Source organism: Janthinobacterium sp. KBS0711, from assembly GCF_000988085.1.
In the GTDB taxonomy this organism is placed as follows: domain Bacteria; phylum Pseudomonadota; class Gammaproteobacteria; order Burkholderiales; family Burkholderiaceae_D; genus Janthinobacterium; species Janthinobacterium lividum_E.
On sequence record NZ_LBCO01000024.1, the window covers coordinates 850,629 to 875,148 of the forward strand.

General features: G+C 64.7%; 21 protein-coding genes. 10 read left to right on the forward strand and 11 right to left on the reverse strand.

Features of this window, described 5'->3' with window-relative positions; all coding sequences use genetic code 11:
• The 3 genes from VM94_RS29065 to VM94_RS16435 all read left to right on the forward strand — a co-directional run.
• On the forward strand, positions 1 to 209 hold a 209-nt coding region (locus tag VM94_RS29065), incomplete at its 5' end, for a hypothetical protein (RefSeq protein WP_235432926.1).
• Positions 206 to 1,219 carry a response regulator gene (locus VM94_RS16430; protein ID WP_046684359.1) on the forward strand — a complete coding sequence of 338 codons (1,014 nt, stop codon included), beginning with the start codon at positions 206 to 208 and terminating at the stop codon, positions 1,217 to 1,219. The genes VM94_RS29065 and VM94_RS16430, both read left to right, overlap by 4 nt.
• Positions 1,220 to 1,525: 306 nt before the next feature.
• Complete coding sequence (locus VM94_RS16435; protein WP_138828978.1) at positions 1,526 to 2,395, forward strand: hypothetical protein; 870 nt, start codon at positions 1,526 to 1,528, stop codon at positions 2,393 to 2,395.
• A 51-nt stretch (positions 2,396 to 2,446) separates the two neighbouring features.
• On the opposite strand, the gene VM94_RS16440 is transcribed toward VM94_RS16435, so the two are convergent.
• The 3 genes from VM94_RS16440 to VM94_RS16450 form a co-directional block, all read right to left on the reverse strand.
• The gene (locus VM94_RS16440; RefSeq protein WP_046684361.1) at positions 2,447 to 4,765 is read right to left on the reverse strand and encodes an NADP-dependent malic enzyme; all 2,319 of its coding nucleotides are present in this window, start codon (positions 4,763 to 4,765) and stop codon (positions 2,447 to 2,449) included.
• Positions 4,766 to 4,939: 174 nt separating this feature from the next.
• Complete coding sequence (locus VM94_RS16445) at positions 4,940 to 5,320, reverse strand: hypothetical protein (RefSeq protein ID WP_200899225.1); 381 nt, start codon at positions 5,318 to 5,320, stop codon at positions 4,940 to 4,942.
• A gap of 34 nt (positions 5,321 to 5,354) precedes the next feature.
• Positions 5,355 to 6,557: an MFS transporter gene (locus tag VM94_RS16450; RefSeq protein WP_046684362.1), complete on the reverse strand. Its 1,203-nt coding sequence runs from the start codon at positions 6,555 to 6,557 to the stop codon at positions 5,355 to 5,357.
• Positions 6,558 to 6,678: 121 nt separating this feature from the next.
• Between VM94_RS16450 and VM94_RS16455 the strand changes: the two genes are divergently transcribed.
• Positions 6,679 to 7,200 (forward strand): MarR family winged helix-turn-helix transcriptional regulator, encoded by a 522-nt coding sequence (locus VM94_RS16455; RefSeq protein ID WP_046684363.1) that lies wholly within the window; start codon positions 6,679 to 6,681, stop codon positions 7,198 to 7,200.
• Here the strand turns inward: VM94_RS16455 and VM94_RS16460 are convergent.
• Positions 7,197 to 7,802 carry a hypothetical protein gene (locus VM94_RS16460; protein ID WP_046684364.1) on the reverse strand — a complete coding sequence of 202 codons (606 nt, stop codon included), beginning with the start codon at positions 7,800 to 7,802 and terminating at the stop codon, positions 7,197 to 7,199. The two genes, VM94_RS16455 and VM94_RS16460, sit on opposite strands and share 4 nt — an antisense overlap.
• Before the next feature lie 89 nt (positions 7,803 to 7,891).
• On the opposite strand from VM94_RS16460, the gene thiL reads away from it, so the two are divergent.
• Positions 7,892 to 8,872: a thiamine-phosphate kinase gene (thiL, locus tag VM94_RS16465; RefSeq protein ID WP_046684365.1), complete on the forward strand. Its 981-nt coding sequence runs from the start codon at positions 7,892 to 7,894 to the stop codon at positions 8,870 to 8,872.
• 6 nt (positions 8,873 to 8,878) lie between these two features.
• Here the strand turns inward: thiL and VM94_RS16470 are convergent, their stop codons facing one another.
• The 3 genes from VM94_RS16470 to VM94_RS16480 are packed head-to-tail and all read right to left on the reverse strand — an operon-like array spanning position 8,879 to position 14,115.
• Positions 8,879 to 11,470, reverse strand: a complete 2,592-nt coding sequence (locus VM94_RS16470; RefSeq protein ID WP_046684366.1) for an EAL domain-containing protein — start codon at positions 11,468 to 11,470, stop codon at positions 8,879 to 8,881.
• Complete coding sequence (locus VM94_RS16475) at positions 11,467 to 13,497, reverse strand: ATP-binding protein (RefSeq protein ID WP_046684367.1); 2,031 nt, start codon at positions 13,495 to 13,497, stop codon at positions 11,467 to 11,469. The genes VM94_RS16470 and VM94_RS16475 overlap by 4 nt, the downstream gene beginning before the upstream one ends.
• A complete protein-coding gene (locus tag VM94_RS16480; protein WP_160309299.1) occupies positions 13,498 to 14,115 on the reverse strand; it encodes a YfiR family protein in 618 nt (205 codons plus the stop codon).
• A gap of 222 nt (positions 14,116 to 14,337) precedes the next feature.
• On the opposite strand from VM94_RS16480, the gene VM94_RS16485 reads away from it, so the two are divergent.
• Positions 14,338 to 14,820 (forward strand): CinA family protein, encoded by a 483-nt coding sequence (locus tag VM94_RS16485; RefSeq protein ID WP_046684369.1) that lies wholly within the window; start codon positions 14,338 to 14,340, stop codon positions 14,818 to 14,820.
• Here VM94_RS16485 and VM94_RS16490 read toward each other — a convergent pair.
• Entirely contained in the window at positions 14,810 to 16,582 is a 1,773-nt protein-coding gene (locus VM94_RS16490; protein WP_235432927.1) for a GGDEF domain-containing protein, read from the reverse strand. The two genes, VM94_RS16485 and VM94_RS16490, sit on opposite strands and share 11 nt — an antisense overlap.
• Before the next feature lie 192 nt (positions 16,583 to 16,774).
• On the opposite strand from VM94_RS16490, the gene VM94_RS16495 reads away from it, so the two are divergent.
• The 3 genes from VM94_RS16495 (at position 16,775) to VM94_RS16505 (ending at position 20,754) form a co-directional block, all read left to right on the forward strand.
• On the forward strand, positions 16,775 to 17,503 hold the full coding sequence (locus VM94_RS16495; protein WP_046684371.1) for a hypothetical protein: 729 nt from the start codon (positions 16,775 to 16,777) through the stop codon (positions 17,501 to 17,503).
• On the forward strand, positions 17,504 to 17,845 hold the full coding sequence (locus VM94_RS16500) for a hypothetical protein (protein ID WP_052755790.1): 342 nt from the start codon (positions 17,504 to 17,506) through the stop codon (positions 17,843 to 17,845).
• An 89-nt stretch (positions 17,846 to 17,934) separates the two neighbouring features.
• The gene (locus VM94_RS16505) at positions 17,935 to 20,754 is read left to right on the forward strand and encodes a M16 family metallopeptidase (RefSeq protein WP_046684372.1); all 2,820 of its coding nucleotides are present in this window, start codon (positions 17,935 to 17,937) and stop codon (positions 20,752 to 20,754) included.
• Between the two features lie 6 nt (positions 20,755 to 20,760).
• Here the strand turns inward: VM94_RS16505 and VM94_RS16510 are convergent, their stop codons facing one another.
• Together VM94_RS16510 and VM94_RS16515 are read right to left on the reverse strand one after the other, a co-directional pair.
• Entirely contained in the window at positions 20,761 to 21,162 is a 402-nt protein-coding gene (locus tag VM94_RS16510; protein ID WP_046684373.1) for a ribosomal maturation YjgA family protein, read from the reverse strand.
• A gap of 89 nt (positions 21,163 to 21,251) precedes the next feature.
• Positions 21,252 to 22,157, reverse strand: coding sequence for a LysR family transcriptional regulator (locus VM94_RS16515; RefSeq protein ID WP_046684374.1), 906 nt, complete (start codon positions 22,155 to 22,157; stop codon positions 21,252 to 21,254).
• A 99-nt stretch (positions 22,158 to 22,256) separates the two neighbouring features.
• On the opposite strand from VM94_RS16515, the gene VM94_RS16520 reads away from it, so the two are divergent.
• A complete protein-coding gene (locus tag VM94_RS16520; RefSeq protein WP_138828977.1) occupies positions 22,257 to 23,540 on the forward strand; it encodes an SGNH/GDSL hydrolase family protein in 1,284 nt (427 codons plus the stop codon).
• On the opposite strand, the gene cysK is transcribed toward VM94_RS16520, so the two are convergent.
• Positions 23,501 to 24,433 carry a cysteine synthase A gene (cysK, locus tag VM94_RS16525; RefSeq protein WP_046684376.1) on the reverse strand — a complete coding sequence of 311 codons (933 nt, stop codon included), beginning with the start codon at positions 24,431 to 24,433 and terminating at the stop codon, positions 23,501 to 23,503. The genes VM94_RS16520 and cysK overlap by 40 nt on opposite strands.
• Positions 24,434 to 24,520: the final 87 nt, after the last annotated feature.

The window sequence follows — 24,520 nt, forward strand, 5'->3', positions numbered from 1 at the left end:
CCGCCGCCCGGCAAGCGGCCAGTTCCCTGCTGCACGCCCTGCGGCGCGGCGAACTCGATGACGCGGCGCAAGCACAATTGCAGCACGCCATGGGTGCGCAAGCGGACGCGCTGGCGCCGCTGCTGCACGCCATCGACGACTTTGATTTCCCCCTGGCGCAGTCGCTCCTGCACGACCTGCTGCCCACCTTCGCCCCGGAGTCCCCATGAATGCACGCGCCAGGCCCGTGATTCTCGTCGTCGACGATGAAGCGGCCAATTTGCAATTGCTGCGCCAGATCTTGCAGAACGACTACGCGCTGCTGTTCGCCAAGGATGGCGCGCGGGCCCTGGAACTGGCGCGGCAGGAACGCCCGGCCCTGATCCTGCTCGACGTGATGATGCCGGGCATGAGCGGCCACGATGCCTGCCGCCAGCTGAAAGCGGCGCCGCTGACGGCCGCCATCCCCGTCATCTTCGTCACGGCCCTGAACGACATGCGCGATGAACTGAGCGGTTTTGAAGCGGGCGCCGTCGATTACATCACCAAGCCGCTCAGCCCCGCCATCGTGCGTGCCCGCGTGCGCACGCACCTGTCGCTGGTACGCATCGACGAACTGAAGGAAACCCGGCTGCAGATAGTCCAGCGCCTGGGCCTGGCAGCCGAATACAAGGACAATGAAACGGGCTTGCACGTGATCCGCATGAGCCATTACGCGCGCCTGCTGGGCGTGGCCGCCGGCATGGACGAGGCCGCCGCGGACGACCTGCTGCACGCGGCGCCCATGCACGACGTGGGCAAGATCGGCATCCCCGACCGCATCCTGCAAAAGCCGGGCAAGCTCGACGCGGACGAATGGGCCGTCATGCAGACGCATGCGCGCATCGGCGGCGACATCATCGGCGAACATGCCGAGGGCGGCATGCTGGCGCTGGCCCGCGAAATCGCCCTGGCGCACCATGAAAAATGGGATGGCAGCGGCTACCCGAACGGCTTGGCGGGCGAGACGATCCCGCTGGCGGGACGCATCGTCGCCGTGGCCGACGTCTTCGACGCGCTGACCTCGGTGCGCCCGTACAAGCGCGCATGGTCGGTGATCGATGCCGTGGGCTATTTGCAAGAACAACAAGGCAGCCATTTCGATGCGCGGCTGGTCGAGCTGTTTGTCGAGGAACTGCCCGCCATCGACGCCATCCGGCTGCGCTGGGCAGAGCAAGAGGAACACCACGCGCAGGCATGAAGAGTGAACTCCCGCCACGGCCAGCGTTGTTGCGTCACACAAGGAAGTGCCGGACAGATGACGCCGGCGCCGATGCAGACCACTGGAAGGGCAAGGAGTTCGATGCCATTATCGCCGGCAGGCAGTGAAGCATTTTGATGCACATCAAATAGAGCGGCATTTCCGAAAAATGCGCTTGTACATGACCAGGGCCTGTGCTTTTTTGACCCACATCAACCGGTCCTGATGGCGCACTGAGGTCAAGCGCGCCATGTCTATTTGTTAAATAGCTATAATTGCCTGATCAATTACTTTAAGGCAATGTACATGAAGGAACAACTGGTCAATTGGGGCAGCACCCTGGCGCCGTTCGGCAGCGACCTGCTGTGGAGCGCCCTGCCGTGGATGCTGCTGTATGGCGTGATCGGCTTTGTGCTGGCGCTCGGCATCTGCTACCAGCTGGCCAGAAAATGCCTGCTGGTGCGCCGTCCGCCCGCCTGGCACGTGGCCGCCAAGCTCAGCTATGTGTTGATCCTGGTCGCGCTGCCGCTCCTCGGCGGCGGCTTTGGCGCCGTGCACAGCGTGCACCGCGTCGTCAATCAGGCCCTCGAGCGCGACCTGCAGCCGGTGGTCGAAGCGCAGATGCCGGCGCTGCGCGTCTACCTGGAACAGCAGGTCAAGCTGATCGCCCCGGGCCAGCCTATCAGCATGCGCAGCCTGATCGAGCCCTTCGTGCAAGACCTGTATTACCGGCCGACATCAGGCAGTTACTGGGAACGCAGCAAGGCGCGCTGGATCAATGAATTCATCCTGCGCCGCGGCAGCGTGCTGCTGACGCAAGTGCTGCAGGAACAGCTGATCGCCAGGGCAAGCGTGCTGGGCGAAGCGCTCAAGGGCGCCGGCTTCCGTGGCCAGGCGACGGGCGAACTGGCCAGTCTGGGCACCGACCTGGCCGTGCGCCTGACCACCGATGTGGCGCGCCAGGCCGACTTCAGCAAACTCGACAAATCAGTGCCGATGATTTTCATCGACGCCATCAAACGCCAGGCCGGCGCGTATTTCAATTCGCTCAAGATCACGCTGGGCCTGTTCGCGCTGGCGGCGCTGCTGCTGGTGTGGGGCGAGATCATGCTGTACCGCCACTATTACCTGCGCCGCCATCCGGCCGCCACGGCCCTGCCCGTGCCACCCATGTAAAAAAGCCGCCCCTCCTTGCGGACGGGGCGGCTTTTCATGCGCAGCTAACGCTTAGACTTTACGCTGAGCCACTGCGTCCACGACGCACAGTGCCGTCATGTTGACGATACGGCGCACGGTGGCCGATGGCGTCAGAATGTGCACGGGCTTGGCGCAGCCGAGCAGGATCGGGCCCACGGCGATGCCGTTGCCGGCCGCCGTTTTCACCAGGTTGTAGGCGATGTTGGCCGACTCGATGTTCGGCATGACGAGCAGGTTGGCGTCGTTCTTCAGTGCCGAATTTGGCATCAGTTTTTGACGCAGCTTGCTGTCCAGAGCCGTATCGCCGTGCATTTCGCCGTCGATTTCCAGGTCCGGCGCGCGTTCCTTGACGATGGCCAAGGCGGCGCGCATCTTTTGCGCCGAGGCGCTGTCGCTGGAACCGAAGTTGGAATGCGACAGCAGGGCCGCGCGCGGCGACAGGCCGAAGCGGGTCATCTCTTCGGCGGCCATGATGGTGATCTCGGCCAGCTGCTCGGCGTCCGGATTTTCATTGACGTGCGTGTCGACCATCACCAACTGGCGCTCCGGCATGATCAACACGTTCATGGCGGCGTACACGTTGCTGCCGGCGCGCTTGCCCAGCACCTGGTCGATGTATTTCAGGTGCAGCTGGGTGGTGCCGAAGGTGCCGCAGATCATGCCGTCGGCGTCGCCCTTGTGGATCATCATCGAACCGATCAGGGTGTGGCGGCGGCGCATTTCCAGCTTCGCGTATTCCTCGGTGACGCCCTTGCGGCTCGTCATCGCGTAATACGTGTTCCAGTAATCGCGATAGCGCTCGTCGAAGTCCGGGTTGATGACGTCGAAGTCGACGCCTTGCTTGAGGCGCAGGCCGAACTTCTGGATGCGCGCTTCGAGCACGGGTGGACGGCCGACCAGGATAGGACGCGCCAGTTTTTCATCGACCACCACTTGCACGGCGCGCAGCACGCGCTCTTCTTCGCCTTCGGCGTAGACGATGCGTTTGAGTTCGGCCGGCGTGGATTTGGCCATCAGGAACAGCGGCTTCATGAAGGTGCCGCTGCGGTAGACGAATTGCTGCAGGCTGTCCGCGTACGCTTGCAAGTCCTTGATCGGACGCGTGGCAACGCCGGAATCCTCGGCCGCCTTGGCCACCGCTGGCGCGATCTTGATCAGCAAACGCGGATCGAACGGCATCGGGATCAGGTATTCAGGACCGAACGACAGGTTGCTGATGCCGTACGTCGTGGCCACGATGTCGGACTGCTCGGCATGCGCCAGGTCGGCGATCGCGTGCACGACGGCAATTTCCATTTCGCGCGTGATCGTCGTCGCGCCGCAATCGAGGGCGCCGCGGAAGATGTACGGGAAGCACAGCACGTTGTTGACCTGGTTCGGATAGTCCGAACGGCCCGTGGCGATGATGGCGTCGCTGCGCACGGCCTTGACTTCTTCCGGCAGGATTTCCGGATTCGGGTTGGCCAGCGCCAGGATCAAGGGGTTCGGCGCCATCTTGCGCACCATGTCTTGCTTCAGCACGCCGCCGGCGGAGACGCCGAGGAAAATGTCGGCGTCCGGGATGATCTCGGCCAGGGTGCGCAGCGGCGTGTCTTGCGCGAAGCGTTCCTTGTCCGGGTCCATCAATTCCGTGCGGCCCTTGTAGACGACGCCGGCCAGGTCGGTGACGTAGATATTTTTCAGCGGGAAGCCCAGGTCGACGATCAGGTCCAGGCAGGCCAGCGCCGCGGCGCCCGCGCCCGACACAACCAGTTTGCACTCTTCGATTTTCTTGCCGACAGCTTTCAGGCCGTTCAGGATGGCCGCGCCGACGATGATGGCGGTGCCGTGCTGGTCGTCATGGAAGACGGGAATCTTCATGCGGTCGCGCAGCTGGCGCTCGATGTAGAAGCACTCTGGCGCCTTGATGTCTTCCAGGTTCACGCCGCCGAAGGTCGGTTCCAGCGAAGCGATGATGTCGACCAGTTTATCGGGATCCATCTCGTTGATCTCGATGTCGAAGACGTCGATGCCGGCGAATTTCTTGAACAGCACGCCCTTGCCTTCCATCACAGGCTTGGCGGCCAGCGGACCGATATTGCCCAGTCCCAGCACGGCCGTGCCGTTGGTGATGACGGCCACGAGGTTGCCGCGCGCCGTATATTTATAGGCATTGGCCGGATCGATGACGATTTCTTCGCACGGTGCCGCCACGCCTGGCGAGTAGGCCAGTGCCAGGTCGCGCTGGTTGGTCAGTTGTTTGGTCGGCGTCACGCTGATTTTGCCGGGGCGCGGGCACTCGTGATACTCGAGTGCGGCCAAGCGCAATTGTTGACGCAATTCTTCTTTTTTATCAGATGACGAATCCATGCTGTGCTGCCTTCCTGTTTGGTCGATCGGGTGTTCCGGATTTTATCAGACCGATTCTTTCAATTAGCTAGGTATTTTCCGCTAGCCACAGTCTGATATCACGAAAACGCATAACCTAGCATTGTAAGGCCGTCCGGCGGCACAAACGTCCTGAACAGGAAAAACTATCAAATTTTAGATTTCAATTAGTTTTTGTGATGGATCACCAGGGGCGCGCCACAGCGGCAGCGCTTCGACGGCGCGCTCGATATCGTCCATGTCGTCCGCCCCCAGGGTGGTGTCGAACGGCGCGGACAAAATGCTGCGCATCAGCGCCAGGCGCGTCGTCGCTTGCTGCGCGTCGATGAAGCGGGTCGTCTCCGCGCAATACTGCGCGCGGCGCTGGGCATCGGCGCCATCATCGTCGCCGTCGGGATAATAATGGCGACCGATGTGATGCAGCGACTGCAGCAGGAATTCGATCTCGCGCAGGATGCGCAGCGCATCCTCGCCGGACAGCACGATGCGGCGGTTGGCGGGCAGCAGCGATGGTGGCGTGGCGATGTGGTCGGCCATGGCGGCATCTTTCTATCAAGGACAAACCGACAGCCTACGCGATTTTTCCCGCAGGCGACGCCAGCCGCGCACCTGGCGCGAAGCGCACGGCGATCAGCAGCAAGAGCACGACGCCAGCGGCCATCACCATCCACGCCTGGGCCAGGCTGGACGAATGCTGGCGGATCAGGCCGGCGATAAACGGCATGCTGCTGGCGATGATGTAACCGCCGCCCTGCACAAAACCGAGCAGCGCGCCGGCGCCGGCCGGGTCCCGCACGTGGTCCATGCTGACGATCAGCGACAGCGGAAAAAGGGAGCCGATACCGCAGCCCAGCAATATCACGGCGGGTAGCGCTAGTTGTGCGGGCGCCACAATCAGGCAAGCCAGGCCGCCCAGCACGGCCAGCAGGACGGACAACAGCAGGATGCGGCGGTCAGGAAAACGGTGGATGACGCTGGAAATCACCAGTCCCGCCAGCACTTCCACGAGGGTCAGGCCACCGAGCAGCAAGCCGCTGTCGGCCGCGCTCCAGCCCAGCTCCGTGTAAAACGGCGGCAGCCAGGCCAGCACCAGCGTATAGGCGCCCGTGCCGATGCCGAAAAACACCATCAGCAGCCAGGCGCGGCCACTGCCCACGGGCAAGCTGGCACCCGCGCCGCCGGCCACGTCCACGCGCGCGGCCGATGCGCGCCGCCACAGCAGCGCCGCGGCCACGGCCGGCAGCGCCCACAAGGCCAGCAGCGCCTGCCAGCCCAGCGATTGGGCCAAGGGTGAGGCGGACGCGGCGGCAATGGCGGCGCCGCCCATGATGCCCGTCGTGTAAAAGCCCATCAACTGGCCTGCCCGCTCGGGGAAATGGCGCTTGATGAAGGCGGGCAGCAACGTCTGCACCAGCGCGATGCCCAGGCCGCCCAGGGCCGCCGTGGCGATCAGGCCGCCACTGCCATGCAAAGGCCAGCGCAGCGCGCAGGCGGCAGCGATGATGGCGATGCCCAGCGAGATGCCGCGCGCCACGCCCAGGCGCCGCTGCAGCTGCGCACCCGCCAGCGCACACACGCCCATGGCAAACACGGGCACGGTGGTCAGCAAGCCCGCATCGGCATTGCTGAGGCCCGTGCCGGCCTGGATGCTGTCAAGCAAAGGGCCGATGGCGGCCAGGATGGGCCGCAGGTTCAGGCCCAGCAGGATGATGGCGGCCACCAGCAGGGCCGAAGACGTTGAAGAAGGGGATACGGCAGGTCGGGCGGAAGGCATGGGATAGTCCTTGCCTCGCTGGGAGGCACATGGTTTAATGCGTCATCAAATATGACTCGATGAAAAGTATCTTAACATAAAGATAGAAATCTATCTTGAGGTCAAGATAAATGGATAGCCCATGACAACTACCCCGCAAGAACACACGCGCGCGCAATTTGCCGCCGCACAATGGCAACGCGAGCTGCCGCAGATGGATACACGCGCCATGCAGCTGGTGGGCCAGCTGGGCACGGTGGCGCAACTGATGGCGCGCGACTGGCTCAATCCGCTGTTCGCCGAACACGGCTTGCAACCGGGCGAATTCGACGTGCTGGCGACCTTGCGCCGCTCGGGCGCGCCCTACAGCCTGACGCCGACGGCCCTGTACGAGGCGGCCATGCTGTCCTCGGGCGGCATGACCAACCGCATCGACCGGCTGGAAGCGGCCGGCTGGATCGAACGCCAGAAGCACCCGACGGACCGGCGCGGCGTGCTGGTGGCGCTGACACAAAAGGGATTGGAACTGATAGAAAAACTCGTGCTGCTGCACGTGGAGAACGAGCGCGCCATGCTGTCGGTGCTCGGCGCCGACGAGCAGCGCCAGCTCGACCAGTTGCTGGCCAAGCTGCTGCACGGCATGGCGCAGGCGAAGAAAATTTAAGCGAGCAGACTCGCCAGTTCGCGCAGCGCCGCATTGCCGCGCCGTGCCAGGCGCTGCAATTCGGCAGGGTCGCGGCTGTCGTAGATGGCCTGGACATGGCCCACGCTGGCCGCGCGCAAGTCGATATCGCTGTCGCGGTCCGGAAGCTGGGCGTCGGCCACGTGGCCCTCGACCAGGGTCAGATAGTAATGACGGGGCTTGCCGCGCAAATTGGCGGCGAACTGCAGCACCAGGCCATTGTTGAACAGCAAGGCGCCGCTGCGGCCACCCTGCTCGAGCAGTACGCGACACGCCGGCAAGGGCTGCCGCGCCGCGCGCAGGAAACCGGCCAGGTGCACCTGATAGCCGAGTTCCAGGCCATTTGCGCCCAGCTGGCCGCGCTGCAGATACACCTTGAACGACGCCGGCACGGGACGGCCGGCGCGGCGGAACAGGCGCGCATCTTCATACAGGCACAGCTGGTTGCCGTCGCTGATGGCGTCGAAGCCGCGCGCCGCCAGCTCCGGCGCCTCGAAGGTGCTCAAGCCGACGGCTTGCGGGTCGCGCAGCCAGCCGTGATCGAGCCAGGATTGCAGTAAGACGTGAATATCGGGGATGGGCATGGCAAGCGGATCGGCAGTGGCAAAGGCGCCTATTGTATGCCAGCCTATAATAGCCGGGCCACACCCTCACTCAACGAACTGACCACGCCATGGCCCCACACGACGCGCTTTCCGAATTCGACCTGATCAAACAATATTTCGTGCGCCAGCGCCCCGGCCGCGCCACCCTGGGCATCGGCGACGATTGTGCGCTGATTACGCCCGGCGCCGGCAAGCAGATCGCCATCTCGTCGGACATGCTGGTCGAGGACCGGCATTTCTTTGCCGGCGCCGACGCCCGCATGCTCGGTCACAAAAGCCTGGCCGTGAATTTGTCCGACCTGGCCGCCATGGGTGCGCGTCCCGTGGCCTTTACGTTGGCCCTGGCCTTGCCGCAAGCGGAGCGCGCCTGGCTGGCCGGCTTTGCCGACGGCCTGTTTGCGCTGGCCGACGCGTTTAATTGCGAACTCATCGGCGGCGACACCACCAAGGGCCCTTTGAATATCTGCATCACCGTGTTCGGCGAACTGGCGCCGGGCCAGGCCCTGCGCCGCGGCGCGGCCGTGGCGGGCGACGATATCTGGGTCAGCGGCACCTTGGGCGACGCTCGCCTGGCGCTGGCCGGCTATCGGATGGAGCAGGAATTGTCGCCAGAAGACCTGCTGACGGCCGCCGCGCGCATGCACACGCCGACGCCGCGCGTGGCGCTCGGCTGCGCGCTGGCCGAAGCGGGCCTGGCGCATGCTGCCATCGACATCTCGGACGGCCTGGTGGGAGATTTGGGCCACATCTTGAAAGCGTCGCAGGTGGGGGCCACCCTCGACGTCGACGCCTTGCCGGCCGGCCCCGTGCTGGCGCAGCAGGAAACAGGCCTGCGCCACCGCTACACGGCCGCAGGCGGCGACGATTATGAATTGTGCTTCACGGCGCCGGCATCGTCGCGCGATGCCATCGCCGCCCTGGCGGCAAGCTGCGGCACACAAGTCACGCGCGTGGGCAGCATCGAGGCCAAAACAGGCTTGCGGCTGGTGGATGCAAAAGGGGTGCCGCTCGATCTGCAGCTGTCTTCCTTCGACCATTTCAGCGCATAAGGACGGCTAGCGCACCGCCGCCACCCGCGCCAGCCCCGGCTGGTTCACCATCCAGTAGTGCTGGAAGGCCAGGCGGATGTTGTCGCGCAGCTGGGTGTCGTCCCATGGTTTCGTATAGAAACGGTAGATGGCGCCCCGGTTGATCGAGTCGAGCACGGCTTCCAGGCCCGTGTAGCCGGACAGGATGATGCGGATGGTTTCCGGGTACAGTTCTTTGACTTTACTGAGGAATTCCGTGCCGCTCATGCTCGGCATGCGCTGGTCGCAGACGATCACGTGCACCCTGTGCAGGGCCAGCATTTCAAAGCCTTCGGCCGGCGTGCTGGCCGTGAGGATCTGGTAGCCCTCGGGACGGAACAGCCGGTGCAATGACGACAGCACGTTGACATCGTCGTCGACGATGAGCAGCGTCTGCGCCGGCTGGGCGGCCGGGTCATGGCCGGGCGGCAGGCCGGCGCCGGCGACGATCATCTGCCCCAGTTCCAGCGCCGGCAGGGCGCGGCTGAAATAAAAGCCCTGGATTTCATCGCAGCGGTTGCGCCGCAGGTATTCGAGCTGCGGGCGCGACTCCACGCCCTCGGCCACGACGCTCAGTTTCAGGCTATGCGCCATGCTGACGATGGCCAGCGCGATCGCCGCGTCGTTCGGATTGCTGGTGATGTTGCGCACGAAGGCGATGTCGATTTTCAGCTTGTCGATGGGGAAGCGCTGCAGATACGCGAGGCTCGAATAGCCGGTGCCGAAATCGTCGATGGCCACCTTCACGCCGATTTTCTTCAATTTCCCCAGCACGACGATGGTGCGCTCGGCGTTCGACATCAGCGCCGTTTCCGTCAGCTCCAGTTCCAGCAATTCCGGCGCCACGCCATGCAGCGCCAGCGCGCGCGTCACTTCGCCTTCCAGGTCGCCTTCGGCAAACTGGCGGCTCGATACATTGACGGCCACGTGCACGGGTCCCACTTCGCTGTCGCGCCACTCGGCGATCTGGCGGCAGGCGGCCTGGATCACCCAGGCGCCCACGCGCACGATCAGGCCCGTGTCTTCCAGCACGGGCACGAATTCGGCCGGCGCCACCAGGCCGTAGCCGGGACGGCGCCAGCGCAGCAGCGCTTCCACGCCGCTGATGCGGCCCGTGCGCAAATCCACCTTGGGCTGGTAGTACAGGATGAATTGATCGTGTTCGAGCGCATGGCGCAGCGCCAGTTCCAGGTCCAGGCGCGCCAGCACCTGCACGTTCATGCCGGCCGTGAAAAAGCGGTAGCCGTCGCGGCCCGCCTGCTTGGCCCCGCCCATGGCCGTATTCGCGTATTTGATCAAGGTTTCCGGGTCGGTGGCGTCGTCCGGATACATGGCGATGCCGATGCTGGCCGTCAGGGTGGCCGCGTGGCCGCGCAAGTCGAATGGCGCGCGCAGCGCTTCGCGCACCTGGTTGGCCACGGCCACGGCTTCCTGCTGGTTGCGGCTCATGGTCAGTATCAGCGCGAATTCGTCGTTGCCCAGGCGCCCCACCGTGTCGCGCAGGCGCACGCATTCGACCAGGCGGTTGCTGAACTGGCGCAGCAATTCGTCGCCCAGCGCCGCGCCCAGGGTGTCGTTGATGCTTTTAAAACGGTCGAGCGCGATGAACAGCACCACGATGCGCCAGCTTTTCTCTTGCGCCAGTTCGACGGCCTGGGCCAGCGTCTGGTAGAACAGGCTGCGGTTCGGCAGCCCCGTCAAGCCATCGTAATGGGCCAGGTGCTTCAGGCGCTCCTGCGCCTGGCGCCGCTCGCTGATGTCGCGCGCCACGGCGATCAGCAGCAGGCCGCCCGCGCCAGGGGTACCAGGATAGCCGCCCGCCACGGGCGCCTGCGCATACCAGTGCCAACCCAGCTCCACGGGGATCAGGCTCAGGTCACGCCGCACCAGTTCGCACTCCGTCACTTCCGTGGCCAGGTGGGCCGCGCCGCCCGGCAGCGCGGACAGCGGCGGGGCCGGCGGCGATGGCAGCAAGGTGCCGGGCGCCAGCGCCAGCAGTTCGGTGCGCGCATAGCCGAGCAGGCGGCAAGCGCCGTCGTTGACGTCGACCAGGGTCATGCCCAGCACGTCGACGAGGAAGATGGCGTCCGTGGTGGCATCCATGGCGCCGCGAAAGCGCTGCAGTTCGGCCGTGCGCTGGCCCACCGTGCGTTCGAGCAGGGTGTTGTAATGGCGCGCGGCGCGGTGCAGCAGCCGCACTTCGAGCATGTTACGGATGCGCGTGAGCACCTCGAGCGCGTCGAAGGGCTTGCTGATGAAGTCGCGCGCGCCCGCCTCCAGCGCCGCCAGCTTGGCGTCCGGGTCGGCCGCGATCACCAGCACGGGCAGATAGCCTTCCAGCTCCAGCGGACGCAAGGCATCCATCACCTCGTAGCCGCTCATGCCCGGCATCACCAGGTCGAGGATGATCAGGTCGAACTGGTGGCGCTGGTGCAGGCCGGCCACGGCGCGCGCGTCGAGGGTGCTGGTGATGGCCGTGTAGCCGCCGCTTTGCAGCAAATGCTCGAGCAGGCGCAGATTGACGTCCTGGTCGTCGACGATGAGAATTTTCGCCGCATAGATATCGGCCTGGCTGATCATGGCGCGCCTGTTCCCTTCTGCCGGCGCTGCTGCGCCACGTAGGCCAGGGTGCTGTTGATCGCCTCGGTAAATTCATCGAGGTTGATCGGCTTGGTCAGATAGCGGTAAAAGCCCAGCGCCAGGCTGCGCTCGACGTCGCCCGGCATGGCGTTGGCCGTCAGGGCGATGACGGGGATGTGCGCCGTGCGCGGATCGGCGCGCAGCAGTTTCAGCGCATCCGTGCCATTCACGTTCGGCAGGTTGATGTCCATCAGGATCAGTTGCGGCAGGTGCGTGCGCGCCATTTCCACGCCAAGTCGGCCATCGGTGGCCGTCAGCAGCTGCAATTGGGGGCAGTAGCGCACGATTTCCTCGACCAGGGTCAGGTTGGCGGGATTGTCTTCCACGTACAGCAAGGTCACGGGCGCGCTGTGATCGAGCAGCGCCCCGGCCAGGTCAGGCCGCGGCAAGGCGGGTGCCGCTGGAATGGGCAAGGCGTCCACCACGCGCAGCTCGATCCAGAAGGTGCTGCCCTCGCCGGGCGCGCTGGTCACGCCGATGCTGCCATCCATCAGCTCGACCAGGCGCTTGGTGACCACCAGGCCGATGCCGCTGCCTTCTTCAGTGCCGCCCTCCTGCCCCAGCCGGTTGAAAGGCTGGAACAGCAGTGCCACCTGTTCGCCGTCGAGACCCACGCCCGTGTCGCGCACGCTGATGCGTACCCGCCCGCCCGCCTGCGGCGCGCAATCGATGGCCACCTGCCCCCGCTCGCGGTTGTACTTGAGCGCATTCGACAGCAGGTTCAACAGGATTTGCTTGAGGCGCGTGCGGTCGGCCAGCACGTTCAGCGGGCAGGCGTCGGGGAAAGTCATGCCGATGCCGCGCTGGCTGGCCAGCGGCGCGATCATGTCGCGGCATTCCTGCAAGATGGCGTCCAGGCCCACCGGTTCCAGCGACAGGCTGACCGTGCCCGATTCCACCTTCGCCAGGTCGAGGATTTCATTGATGAGTGTCAGCAGGTGGCGCCCCGATTTCAGGATATGCCCGGCGAATTCCTTCTTTTGCTCCAGGGTCGACGGCAGTCGGTCGGAACTGAGGATTTGCGCGAAGCCCAGGATGGCGTTCAATGGCGTGCGCAATTCATGGCTCATCGACGACAAAAACGCCGACTTGGCGTAGTTGGCGCTGCGCGCCTCTTCCATCGCCATGGCCAGTTCGCCATTCGTCATTTCCAGCTGCATCGTGCGTTCGTGCACGCGCACTTCCAGTTCCTGGTTCAGGCGCATGACTTCCTGCTGCGCCTCGGTGCGCTGCTCGCCCTCGCGCGCCAGCTCGCCGTTCGAGCGCTCCAGCGCCTGCGTGCGCAGTTCGATCTCGGCCAGCATCTTGTTGAAGGAATCGACCAGCTGCGCCACTTCGTCGACGCTGAGCTTGCGCGCGCGGCGCGAGTAATCGCCCGTCTCGATCACTTCGCGCGCCACGTCGGCGATGTCGAGGATGGGCTGCGTGATGACGAAATCGAGGCGGCGCAGCAGCAGCAAGGCCACCAGCAGCGCCAGCACCGTCACACCCAGTGCGATGGCCAGATAATCGGCCGTGCGGCCGGCCAGCTCGTAATCGGCGCGCAGATACACGGTGCCCAGCAATTCGCCATTGTCGACGATGGGCTTGAACAATTCGACGGATTTGCCCGCGATGCTGACGCCTTCCTTGCCCGCCTTCGCCGGCAGCTCTCCCACGTGCTGATGCGCGCGGTAGCTGGCAAACAGGCTGCCGTCGGCCTTGTACAGGGCGCCGGCCGTCACGCGCGGACGGATGCGCATCAAATTGAGGTTTTCCAGCGCCAGGCGCTCGTCGTCGAAGGCCAGCGCGGCCGAACTCATGTGCCCAAGCAGCTCGGCCTGGGTACTGATGTCGGCCACCAGGTTGCGGTGGTAGGCGCGCAAGTCGTAGACGACGATGGTGCCCAGCGAAATGACGAGCGCCACCAGGGTGGTCAGCAAGACCACCGACATCAGCTTGTGGCGGATGGAACGCAGTCGTATCATCTAGGCGCCCCCCGTCTGCACGCGGTAGGCGGCCAGCAGCATGCGCGCGCTGATGCGGATATGCGCCTGCGCCACGGGTTTCAAGGCCACGTCGAAGCGGACCTTGTCTTCGGCCATCACAAAATTGATCATGCTGCCCATCGCGTAGACCTCATCCGAATCGGATACCGTCAGCAACGCCAGGCCACGGCTGGCGGCCAGCATTTCCTGCAGCGCCGTTTTCTCCAGCGCCCCCAGGTACAGCACGTGCAGCCCGGCCAGCGCTTCGCCGCGGCGCACTTTTTTCACTTGCACGACGCGGCCGTTGACGCTATGCCCGGCCACGCTCTGCTCGAGCTGCTCGGCCAGCGCATCGGCGCCCGCCACGCCGATCACCAGCGGCGATTCGGGCCGGGCAAAGCTGCCGTCGGGCCATTCGACATAGCCGGCAAACTTGTACAGATACCCGGCCTTGACCTGGCGTTCCAGTTCCCCCGGCACCTGCGATCGCGCATCGGCGCACAGCACGCCAAAAAGCAGCAATAGCCAGCCCCAGCGCAGGGAGCGGCAAGCAGCGCCGCGCGCGGGGCGGCGCAAGGGGCCAGGATGACGCCACCAGGTCCAGTTCAGAATTGCCATGACAACCGAGTAAAGATAATGCATACGAAGGCGCGGCACCATGCCGCTTGCCTGTTCGAGCGATGCGCACCCGGGTAGCGCAGCGACAGAGCGCCTGCCAGCCCGAAGTGGTAGCAAATGTATAAAAGAGTGTACGCATTTTCGCTGGTACCGGGGAAAGTTTCTTTTACCGTGGCCCATGCTACAGTCTCGCCACCATTTTCAACGCATGCAGGAGTCATCATGAGCAAGGAACTCGTCCCCCTCTCCACCGCCGTCGGCCTGGCCTTGCAGGCGAAAGGCCTGCTGCTGGCCACGGCCGAATCGTGCACGGGCGGCGGCGTGGCGCAGGCCGTCACCGATATCCCGGGCTCGAGCGCCTGGTTCGAACGGGGTTTCGTCACCTATTCCAACGGGGCCAAGAGCAGCATGCTGGGCGTGCCCGCCGAACTGATCGCCGCACACGGCGCCGTCAGCGAGGAAGTGGCCGCCGCCATGGCGCAAGGCACCCTGGCCCACAGCGCAGCCCAGGTGGCGGTCTCGACCACGGGCATCGCCGGCCCCACGGGCGGCGTACCGGGCAAGCCCGTCGGCACCGTCTGCTTCGGCTGGGCCATGGACGGGCGCGTGCAGACGCAGCGGCTGGTATTTTCGGGCGACCGCCAGGCCGTGCGCGAGCAGGCCGTAGCGCACGCGCTGCGCGGACTGCTGCGTTTTATCCAGTAGCGTCGGCGATGCAGGCGCGGTCGCGGCCCGCCTGCTTGGCCGCGTACAGGGCGCTGTCGGCGCGCATCAGCAATTCGTGGCGGCCGGCGCCGTGGCGCGGATATTCGGCGATGCCGGCCGAAAAGGTGCAGCCCGTCAAGCTGTGCGGCGCCTGCTGGATCAGCAGCTGGCGGTAGCGCGCGGCGATATCGTCGATCTTGTGCGCGGCGATGAGGCTGTCGGCTTCGCGCAACAGCAGGCAGAATTCCTCGCCGCCATAACGGCACACCATATCGGTGCCGCGCAGCTGGCCTTCCACCAGGCGCGCGAACTGGATCAGCACTTCATCTCCAAAGTTATGCCCGTAGGTATCGTTGACGCGCTTGAAAAAATCCAGGTCGATGATGGCGATGGCCACGGGCGCATCCGCATCGGCCTCGTGCAGGATGGCGTTGAGGCAGGTTTCAAAATGGCGGCGGTTGTACAGGCCCGTCAGGTGGTCGCGCATGGCCTGCTCCTTCAGGCTGTCCTGCAGGGAATTGACGTGCAGGATCTGGTGCGCCAGTTCGCGGTTCAGGTGCTCGAGCTTGACGTTTTCCGATTCGCGCGCGGCCTGCAGTTCCAGCGCCTTGTCGCGCTCGGCTTTCAGGCTGTGCATTTCCTTTTCCAGGTTGCGCATCAGGCTGCGCGAGGCACGCGCCGACTTGCTGCTGGCCTCGTACGCGGCCTGGTATTGCTGCAAATAGCCATACGCGGCCTGCCATTCGCCCAGCTGGGCATTGATGTCGGCCAGCCCCCGCAGGATCTGCTGCTGGTGGAATGGATTGCGCGTCCAGCTCAGCAGGCTGTGCGCCTGCGTCAGGGACGCCAGCGCCTGCGCCGTCTGGCCCGCGTGCAAGTCCAGCTTGCCGCGCACCAGCCACGCATGCATCTGCTCTTCCAGGTCCTGGCCCCGGCGCGCATATTCTTCCGCCCGCAACAGCAGTTGCAAGGCACTGTCGGGCTGGCGCAGCAGGATGGCCGCATGGGCGGCGATGCAGAACAGAAAGGCGCGCACGGCCAGGTCTTCTTCCGGCCACTCGTAAAACGGTTCCACCAGCGCCAGCGCCTCGGCCGGCTTGCCCGTGGCCAATAAACACATGGCCAGGTTGGCCGAGACGATGGTTTGCTGGTATTTGAGCTTTTGCGTGCCGATGATCTCGAGCGCCTCGACCAGCAGGGGAATGGCGTCTTCATCGTTGCCCAGGTCGTGCTGCGACGACGCCAGGTTCGACAGGCTGTTGACGCGGTGCGCGGGACTGCCAAAACGCTCGGCGATGTCGAGCGCCAGCAGGAAATTGCGCGGACCGTCCTGCGTATCGCCACGGTTCAAGGCGTCGACGCCCAGGCGCGCGTACAGCATGAACTTGTGCAGGGAATCGGGGATCTGCGCGGCCTGGCTGCGCGCCTGCAGGAAATGCTGCTCGGCATCGGCAAAATCGCCGCGCCGGCTCGCATACGCGCCCTGCAGGGCGGCCACCTCCATGCCCCCTTCCAGGTCGCCGCTTTGCTGGAAATACGCGCCCAGGCGGTCGCATGACGGTTCGGCCTCGCCCGCGTAATACGCAAGCCAGCAATGATTGAGTTCCGCATACGCGCCGCCGCGTGCATACTGTTGTCGTTGCGCCGCCGCCAGCGCCATCTGCGCCAGCCGGCGCGCCTGGCGGCGGTTGCCGACCAGGCAAGACAGGGCTTGCTGATTCAGACGGTCAATGTCGGCTTTATCGAGACTGGAGATCGGCACTGCGTCCTCGTTCACACTCTGGGGGTGCATTTTTCACACAAAACTTGCTCTGCATCAATGGTATCCTGATTAACATCATAACCAGATTCGCTGTTCCGCATGGCATATTTGCAAAGGATTGTGGTAAAAATGCCAGTCGCCGCTGTCACGGATCCTGGATTGTCACTGACGCAACAACTTGGAGTAGTCGCAATGCAAAACACGGTACATTTCATCCTGCAGGGCAAGGGCGGCATCGGCAAGACCCTCGTCTCGACCCTGCTGGCACAGTGGATAGGCGGCAAGGACGACACGCCTTTGCGCTGCTATGACACCGACCAGGAAAACGCGACTTTTTCGCGCTACAAGGCGATGAACGTCAAGCACGTGCCCGTGATGACGGATGCGCGCAACATCGACCCGAAACGCTTCGACGCGCTGATGATCGACATTCTCGACACGGACGGCAACTGCGTGGTCGACAATGGCGCCAACACCTTTTCGCCGCTGATGGGCTACCTGCTGGAAAACGACTGTTTTTCGCTGCTGGAAGAATCGGGCCGCAAGGTGTACATCCACACCATCGTCGGCGGCGGCGATACCTTGCATGACACGGCCACGGGTTTTGTTGCCACGGCCCAATCGACGAAAGTGCCGCTGGTGCTGTGGCAAAACGAACACTTCGGCCTGCTGCAATCGGCGTCCGGCAAGCAATTCGTCGAATCGCAGTCGTACAGCGACAACCGCGCCCGCGTCAAAGGCAGCATCACCTTGAGCCAGCGCAATCCCGACACTTTCGGCGCGGACGTCAAGAAAATGAACACGGCGCGCCTGACGATGCAGGAAGTGCTGCAGAACGACAAGTTCAACATCATGGAAAAGCAGCGCATCAAGGTTGTCTACCGCGACATCTTCGAACAGCTCGACAAGGTGCAGTGGTAGATGGATCGGCACAAACTGCGCAGCCACGTGTTCGACAAGACGGGCATCAAGGTCGACGTCGACGACCCGATATTCGCCCTCGTGGCGCTGAACGAAGCCGTGCTGGCGGAAACCGTCGAGCGCCAGCTGGCCCTGCTGGACGCCGCCACACAGGCGCTGGCGGCCCAGGCGCGCGCGGCGGGCGGCTTGCCTGCGGCCGTGCCCCAGCCTGCGCCGGAAGCGCCCCTGTCCACCGCTTGGTTTTCTCCGCGCGAATGGCGCTTGCTGGGCGCGGCGGCCATCGTCTCCGTCGCCTGCGCCCTGCTGGTGCTGGGTGGCGCGGCCCTGCTGTATAAACTGTAGCACCGACCGTAGTAACGACTGTAGTACCGTCGCGCTGCGCCAGCCACGAGCGAGCCGCAGCGTTTTTCCACCCATCCCTGGAAGCATGCATGAAACCGATCAAACTGCTGGCCATTCCCGCCCTGTTGCTGTCGCTGTACGGCGCCCCGCTCACCCTCGCCCACGCCGCCGATGCGGCCGTCACGACGGGCGCCACGGCCGTGCCAAACATTGCCTACGAAAAATACACCTTGCCGAACGGCCTTGACGTCATTCTCGTGGAAGACCATAAATTGCCCGTCACGGCCGTCAACATCTGGTACCACGTGGGACCGGCCAATGAAGCGCCGGGACTGACGGGCTTTGCGCATTTGTTCGAGCACATGATGTTTGCCGCCACCAAGCATGTGCCGCGCGGCATGGCCGACCAGTTGCTCGAAGGCGCGGGCGCCACCGATTCCAACGGCAGCACGGATTTCGACCGCACCAATTATTTCGACACGGTACCGTCGAACCAGCTGGAACTGGCCCTGTGGACGCATTCCGACCGCATGGGCTATCTGCTGGACGTGCTCGACCAGACGGCGCTGACGAACCAGCAGGACGTGGTGCGCAACGAGCGCCGCCAGAGCGTGGAGAATGCGCCCTACGGCATCGTGCAGGAAGCGCTGTACCACCAGTTGTTTCCCAAGACCCACCCGTATTACGCCAGCGTCATCGGTTCGCACGCGGATATCCAGAACGCGAAACTGGCCGACATCAAGGAATTCTTCAGCAAATACTATGGCCCCAACAACGCCAGCCTCGTGATCGCGGGCGACATCGACAAGGCGAAGACCAAGAAACTGGTCAACAAATACTTCGGCAGCTTCAAGAGCAGCCCGGCCGTGCCGAAACCCGATGTCGTGACGCCGCCCATCACGCAGGAACGCCGCATCGTGGTGCAGGACCGGGTAGAATTGCCACGCGTCTTCATGGCCTGGCTGACGCCATCCGCCTACACCAAGGATGACGCGGAACTGTCGATAGCCGCGCACATCCTGGCCGGCGGCAAGTCCAGCCGTTTATACAAGTCCCTCGTGTACGACAAGCAGATCGCCCAGGACGTGGGCGCCAGCCAGGGCTCGAACGCCCTCACCTCCATCTTCACCATCGACGCGACGGCGCGCCCGGGCCGCAAGCCCGAGGAAATCGAGCAAGCCTTGCAGGCGGAACTGGAGCAATTGCGCGCCAAGGGCCCAACCGAGAAAGAACTGGAGCGCGCGCGCAACAGCATCGAGACGAGCATGCTGAGCCAGGTGGAAAAAATGGGCGGCCACGGCGTGGCCAACTTGCTCAACGAATACAACCAGTACGTGGGCGATCCCGGTTACCTGGCCAAGGATATCGAGCGCTACCGCCAGGTGACGGCGGCCGGCGTGCAGCGCGCCGTCGACCAGTACCTGAAAGACCAGTCGCGCGTGGTCGTCTACGGCGTGCCCGGCACGCCGGACCTGGGCGCGGAAGTGCCGACGCCGGCGCCTGGCAAGGTCAAGCCTGCGCCTGGCACGGCCATCAATGCGGACGAGCCATGGCGCAATGCCGTGCCGAAGGCGGGCCCCGCGCCGAAGATTGTTTTACCGCAAGGAAAATCGTTCACCCTGGTGAACGGTTTGACCGTGATCCACCACTACAACGGGGCCGTGCCGCTCGTGTCCAGCCAGCTTGTGGTGAAAAGCGGCTCGGGCGCCAATCCGCTGGCGCAGCCGGGCTTGTCGAGCTTTACAGCGCAATTGCTGCAGGAAGGCACGGCCACGCGCAGCGCGCCGCAGATTGCCGACGACGTGGCGCAGCTGGGCGCCCTGCTCAATACCGGCTCCGGCGTGGACGCGTCGTTCGCCCAGCTGACGTCGCTCAAAGCCACGTTCCCGCAAGCGCTCGATGTGCTGGCCGATGTGGTGCTGCACCCGCAATTCCCGCAGGAAGAAGTGGAACGCCAGCGCGCCAGTCGCATCGGACAGCTGGCGCAGCAGCGCGAAAACGCGGGCTTTGTCGCGGCCCGCGTGGAAGCGGCGGCCCTGTATGGCCCGCAGCATCCGTATGGCTATATCCAGCTGGGCACGGAAGCGGCGCTGAAAGCGGCCAGCCGCGCCGACCTGCAAGGTTTCTGGCAGCAGCATTACCTGCCCAATAATGCGGCCCTGATCGTTTCGGGCGATATCGGCGAAGCGGAATTGAAGGCGCTGGCCGAAGCCAAGTTCGGCAGCTGGAAGCCAGGCACGGTGGCGCCGGCCGTGGCCGCCGCACCGCAGACGACAAAGGCCAAGCTGATTTTGGTCGACAAGCCGGGCGCGCCGCAAACGGCCGTGCGCCTGTCGACCATCGCCGTGCCGCGCGCCACGCCCGATTACGCGCCGCTGCAAGTGATGAACGCGGCGCTGGGCGGCTTGTTTACCAGCCGCCTGAACACCAACTTGCGTGAAGAAAAGGGCTACACGTATGGCGTGCGCTCGCAATTCCAGTACCGCAACCAGCCCGGGCCATTCTCGATTGCCGCCAGCGTGCGCACCGATGTGACGGGCCCGGCCGTATCGGAAACCGTCAGGGAAATCCGCGTCATGATCGCCAAGCCCTTGAGCAACAAGGAATTGGCGAATGCGCGCAACTCGCAAGTGCTGTCCTTGCCGGGCCAGTTCGACACGAATGCCAGTATCAGCGCCAGCATGGCCAACACGTACATCTACGGCCTGGGCCTCGACTACTACACAACCTTGCCGCAGCGCTTTGCCAGCGTGACGGACAAGCAGGTGCAGCAGGTGGCGAAAAAATACCTGCAGCCGGAAAAGCTGATCGTCATCGGCGTGGGCGACAAGGCAAAGATCGCCTCGCAATTGTCGAAGCTGAAATTGGCGCCCGTGGAATTGCGCGACGCCGAAGGTAACGTCAAGTAATCAGGATTAGCGGCGCTTGAACAGCGCCGCTTTATCCACCAGCGCCGCGATCGCCACGCCCGCCGTGTAGGCGATCAAGTCGACCCAGCCGAAGGCGGAGCCCAGCACCAGGTGCCCCAGCGGATGCGCGCGCAACTCGACGATCCACGGCGCCTGGTACAGCTGGCCGAATTCCACGGCAAAGCAGATCAGCAAGGCCGTCAGCGCCAGCTGCCACGTGCGCATGCGCGTGGCGACGATGCCCAGCGCAAAGACGATCATCATGGCCCACAGGGCGTCGCCCGGATACTTGCCGAGCGCGGCAGGGACGAATTGGGGAAAGGCGCGAGAGGCCAGACCCAGCGTGATAACAGCCACGGTTGCGCCCACCTGCAGCAGGCGGCGGCGTTCAGGTTTTACCAGGAACATATTTCCATTCAAAGGCACAATACGGGCCGAACCATTGCGGCCCGTCCGATATTGTACTGCGCGGCCGTGTCCGGATGCAGGCTATCGCATCACCCCAGCTCGACGTGCTGCGCCAGGAAGTCGAGAAAGACGCGCACGCGCAGCGGCACATGCCCGCCTTGCCCCACGAACACGGCATGCACTTCCTCGCTGTCGCCCGGGTTGCACTCTTCCAGCACAGCCTGCAGCCGGCCGGCCGCGAGATCGGCGCGCACCTGGAAGGCGGCCAGGCGCGCCAGTCCCAGTCCCGCCAGCGCCAGTTGCCGCAAGGCTTCGCCATCGCTTGCTTGCGCATTGCCCGCGACGGGCACGACGATGTCGCCCTCGGGCAGGCGCAGCGGCCAACCCGAGCGGGCGCGCGCGTAATTGGCGTCGAGCAAGTTGTGCGATGCCAGGTCGGCGGGCGTCAACGGCGTGCCGCGCCGCGCCAGGTAGGCTGGCGATGCCACGATGACCATGCGCGTCTGGCCCAGCTTGCGCGCCAGCAGGCTGGAACTTTTCAATGGCCCCGCGCGCACGGCCACGTCCGTGCGCTGCTCGAGGATATCGACGACGGCATCCGTGAGCACGATGTCGAGCGTCACCTCGGGATAGCGTTCGAGAAACAGCGGCGCCAGCGGCAACAAGAAATGCTGGCCGAACGGCACGTTCGCATTGACCTTGATTCTGCCGCGCGGCACATCCTGCACGCCGGCGCAGCGCTCGGCCTCGTCCAGCGCCGTCAGCACGTGCTGTCCCCGTTCATACAGGCCGCAGCCTTCGGCCGTCAGCTGCAGCTGGCGCGTGGAGCGGTTCAGCAGGCGCGCACCCAGGCGCTCTTCCAGCCGCGAGACAAGCTTGCTGACGGCCGACGGCGTCATGCCGCAGGCGCGCGCGGCGGCGGAAAAGCCGCCCAGCTCGACCACGCGCACAAACACTTCCAGCTCGCCGGAACGGTTCACTTCCAGTCTGGCCATTGTGAATTCAACTCATAAATGTTCTTCGATGAGATAGTCTAGTACATACATGGCTTTGCTTTCATCATGCGCACATTCCCCTTGATGAAGCGAGCCGCCATGCAACGATTGTCCGTCCTCCCCGCCACCCTGCTGAGCCTGGCACTGAGTGCTCCTCCCGCCCATGCGGCCGATCCCGCATCCACCTGGCTGGCCAGCTGGATGGCCAGCCCGCAAGCCGTGTGGAGCAGCGATTTCCTGTTCCCCAGCAATGTGCCCGCCGTGCTGCACGGGCAAACCGTGCGCCAGGTGGCGCGCCTCAGCGTGGGCGGCCCGCGCGTGCGCATCGTGTTGTCGAATGCGTACGGCAAGGTGCCGCTGCGCATCGGTGCGGCCACCGTGGCCCTGGCCGCTTCCGCTTCCGCCATCAAACCGGGCAGCTTGCGCACGCTCACATTTTCCGGCCAGCCGGCAGCCAGCGTGGCGCCGGGCGCGCCGCTCGTCAGCGATCCCGTCGACCTGTCCGTGCCGGACCTGGCCCGGCTGACGGTGAGCATTCACCTGCCGCAGGCCAGTCCCGTGTCCACGTTTCACTGGGATGGCCGCGAGACGGCGTGGATCGCCCCGCATGACCAGACACGGGCAACACGTATCGACGACGCGCACACGACCACCGCGCGCGTCTTGCTCAGTGCGATTCAGGTGGAGGCGGCGCCGGGGGCGCAAGCCGTGGCCATCCTCGGCGATTCAATTACCGATGGCGCCACTGCCAGCCTGGGAATGGATGCGCGCTGGCCCGATTTCCTGGCCCGGCGTCTGACGCCGCATGGCGTGGCCGTGATCAATGCGGGCATTTCCGGTGCACGGTTGTTGTCCGATGGCATGGGAGACAATGCCCTGGCCCGCTTCGAGCGCGACGTGCTGGCACAACCTGGCGTGCGCGCGGTGATCGTCTTGCTGGGAATTAATGACATCAGCTGGCCCGGTACGGCGTTTGCGCCACGGCAAAAACGGCCAACCCTGGAGGAATTAACAAGCGGCTACGCCCAACTGGTCGCCCAGGCCCGCAGCCGCGGCGTGCGCGTGCTCGCTGCCACCTTGACGCCGTTCGAAGGCGCCCTGCCCGGCACGACCTTGAGCAACTATTATCAGCAGGAAAAAGATACGTTGCGCCAGCAATTGAATGCGTGGATACGCGCCAGCGGCCTTTTTGATGCCGTACTCGACTTCGATGCGTTGGCGCGCGACCCGGCGCACCCGCTGCGACTGCTGCCCGCCTACGACTCGGGCGACCACCTGCACCCGGGCGACGCAGGCAACCGGGCGCTGGCGGAAGGGATAGACCTGTCCCTACTGTTTACAAATCAATCGCCCAAGCCCGCGTACAAGGCCGTACTCAAATAGCGCTCGCCGAACGACGGGATGATGGTGACGATGGTCTTGCCCGCGTTTTCCGGGCGGCGCGCCACTTGCAGGGCGGCCCACAGGGCGGCGCCCGACGAGATGCCGACCAGCAAGCCTTCATCGCTGGCGGCCAGGCGCGCCGTGGCGAAGGCGTCGTCGTTCTTGACGCAAATGATTTCGTCGTAGATGGTCGTGTTGAGGATCTGCGGCACGAAACCGGCGCCGATGCCCTGGATCGGGTGCGGCCCTTTTGTCCCCTTCGACAGCATCGGCGACGCTTCCGGTTCCACGGCGATCACTTGCAGGCCGGGCTTGCGTTCCTTCAGCACTTCGCCGATGCCGGTAATCGTGCCGCCCGTGCCCACGCCGGCGATGACGATGTCCACTTGACCATCCGTGTCGCGCCAGATTTCCTCGGCCGTCGTGGCGCGGTGGATGGCGGGATTGGCGGGATTGTTGAATTGCTGCAGCATCAGGTAGCGCGGGTCGGCCGCCACCAGTTCCTCGGCCTTGCGGATGGCGCCCAGCATACCTTCACTGCCGGGCGTGAGCACCAGCTCGGCGCCGTAGGCGCGCAGCAGGATGCGGCGCTCGCGGCTCATGGTATCGGGCATGACGAGGGTGCAACGGTAGCCGCGCGCGGCGCACACCATGGCCAGCGCGATGCCCGTGTTGCCGCTAGTGGGTTCGACGATGACGGTATCGGGATGGATCTTGCCAGCGGCTTCGGCGGCAACGATCATGGCCAGGCCGATGCGGTCCTTGACACTGTGCGCGGGATTGTAGAATTCGAGTTTGGCCAGGATGGTGGCCACACTGCCGGCGGCGATGCGGTTGATGCGCACCAGGGGGGTGTTGCCGATCAGTTCAGTGACGTCGTTGGCGATGTTCATGGGTGTGGTCTCCACAGCAATTTCAGGAGAACCCAGTCTACCGCGTTTCAGAGCGTAAATGGCGGCGGCGCGGGCATGCGCCGCCGC

Coding starts and splice junctions, on each gene's coding strand:
- VM94_RS16500 (WP_052755790.1), top strand. CDS start 17,504: ATGGATCGGCACAAACTGCGCAGCCACGTGTTCGACAAGACGGGCATC.
- VM94_RS16485 (WP_046684369.1), top strand. CDS start 14,338: ATGAGCAAGGAACTCGTCCCCCTCTCCACCGCCGTCGGCCTGGCCTTG.
- VM94_RS16455 (WP_046684363.1), top strand. CDS start 6,679: ATGACAACTACCCCGCAAGAACACACGCGCGCGCAATTTGCCGCCGCA.
- VM94_RS16480 (WP_160309299.1), bottom strand. CDS start 14,115: ATGGCAATTCTGAACTGGACCTGGTGGCGTCATCCTGGCCCCTTGCGC.
- VM94_RS16520 (WP_138828977.1), top strand. CDS start 22,257: ATGCAACGATTGTCCGTCCTCCCCGCCACCCTGCTGAGCCTGGCACTG.
- VM94_RS16435 (WP_138828978.1), top strand. CDS start 1,526: ATGAAGGAACAACTGGTCAATTGGGGCAGCACCCTGGCGCCGTTCGGC.
- cysK (WP_046684376.1), bottom strand. CDS start 24,433: ATGAACATCGCCAACGACGTCACTGAACTGATCGGCAACACCCCCCTG.
- VM94_RS16450 (WP_046684362.1), bottom strand. CDS start 6,557: ATGCCTTCCGCCCGACCTGCCGTATCCCCTTCTTCAACGTCTTCGGCC.
- VM94_RS16460 (WP_046684364.1), bottom strand. CDS start 7,802: ATGCCCATCCCCGATATTCACGTCTTACTGCAATCCTGGCTCGATCAC.
- VM94_RS16515 (WP_046684374.1), bottom strand. CDS start 22,157: ATGGCCAGACTGGAAGTGAACCGTTCCGGCGAGCTGGAAGTGTTTGTG.
- VM94_RS16475 (WP_046684367.1), bottom strand. CDS start 13,497: ATGATACGACTGCGTTCCATCCGCCACAAGCTGATGTCGGTGGTCTTG.
- VM94_RS16495 (WP_046684371.1), top strand. CDS start 16,775: ATGCAAAACACGGTACATTTCATCCTGCAGGGCAAGGGCGGCATCGGC.
- VM94_RS16430 (WP_046684359.1), top strand. CDS start 206: ATGAATGCACGCGCCAGGCCCGTGATTCTCGTCGTCGACGATGAAGCG.
- VM94_RS16505 (WP_046684372.1), top strand. CDS start 17,935: ATGAAACCGATCAAACTGCTGGCCATTCCCGCCCTGTTGCTGTCGCTG.
- VM94_RS16510 (WP_046684373.1), bottom strand. CDS start 21,162: ATGTTCCTGGTAAAACCTGAACGCCGCCGCCTGCTGCAGGTGGGCGCA.
- VM94_RS16445 (WP_200899225.1), bottom strand. CDS start 5,320: ATGGCCGACCACATCGCCACGCCACCATCGCTGCTGCCCGCCAACCGC.
- thiL (WP_046684365.1), top strand. CDS start 7,892: ATGGCCCCACACGACGCGCTTTCCGAATTCGACCTGATCAAACAATAT.
- VM94_RS16440 (WP_046684361.1), bottom strand. CDS start 4,765: ATGGATTCGTCATCTGATAAAAAAGAAGAATTGCGTCAACAATTGCGC.
- VM94_RS16470 (WP_046684366.1), bottom strand. CDS start 11,470: ATGATCAGCCAGGCCGATATCTATGCGGCGAAAATTCTCATCGTCGAC.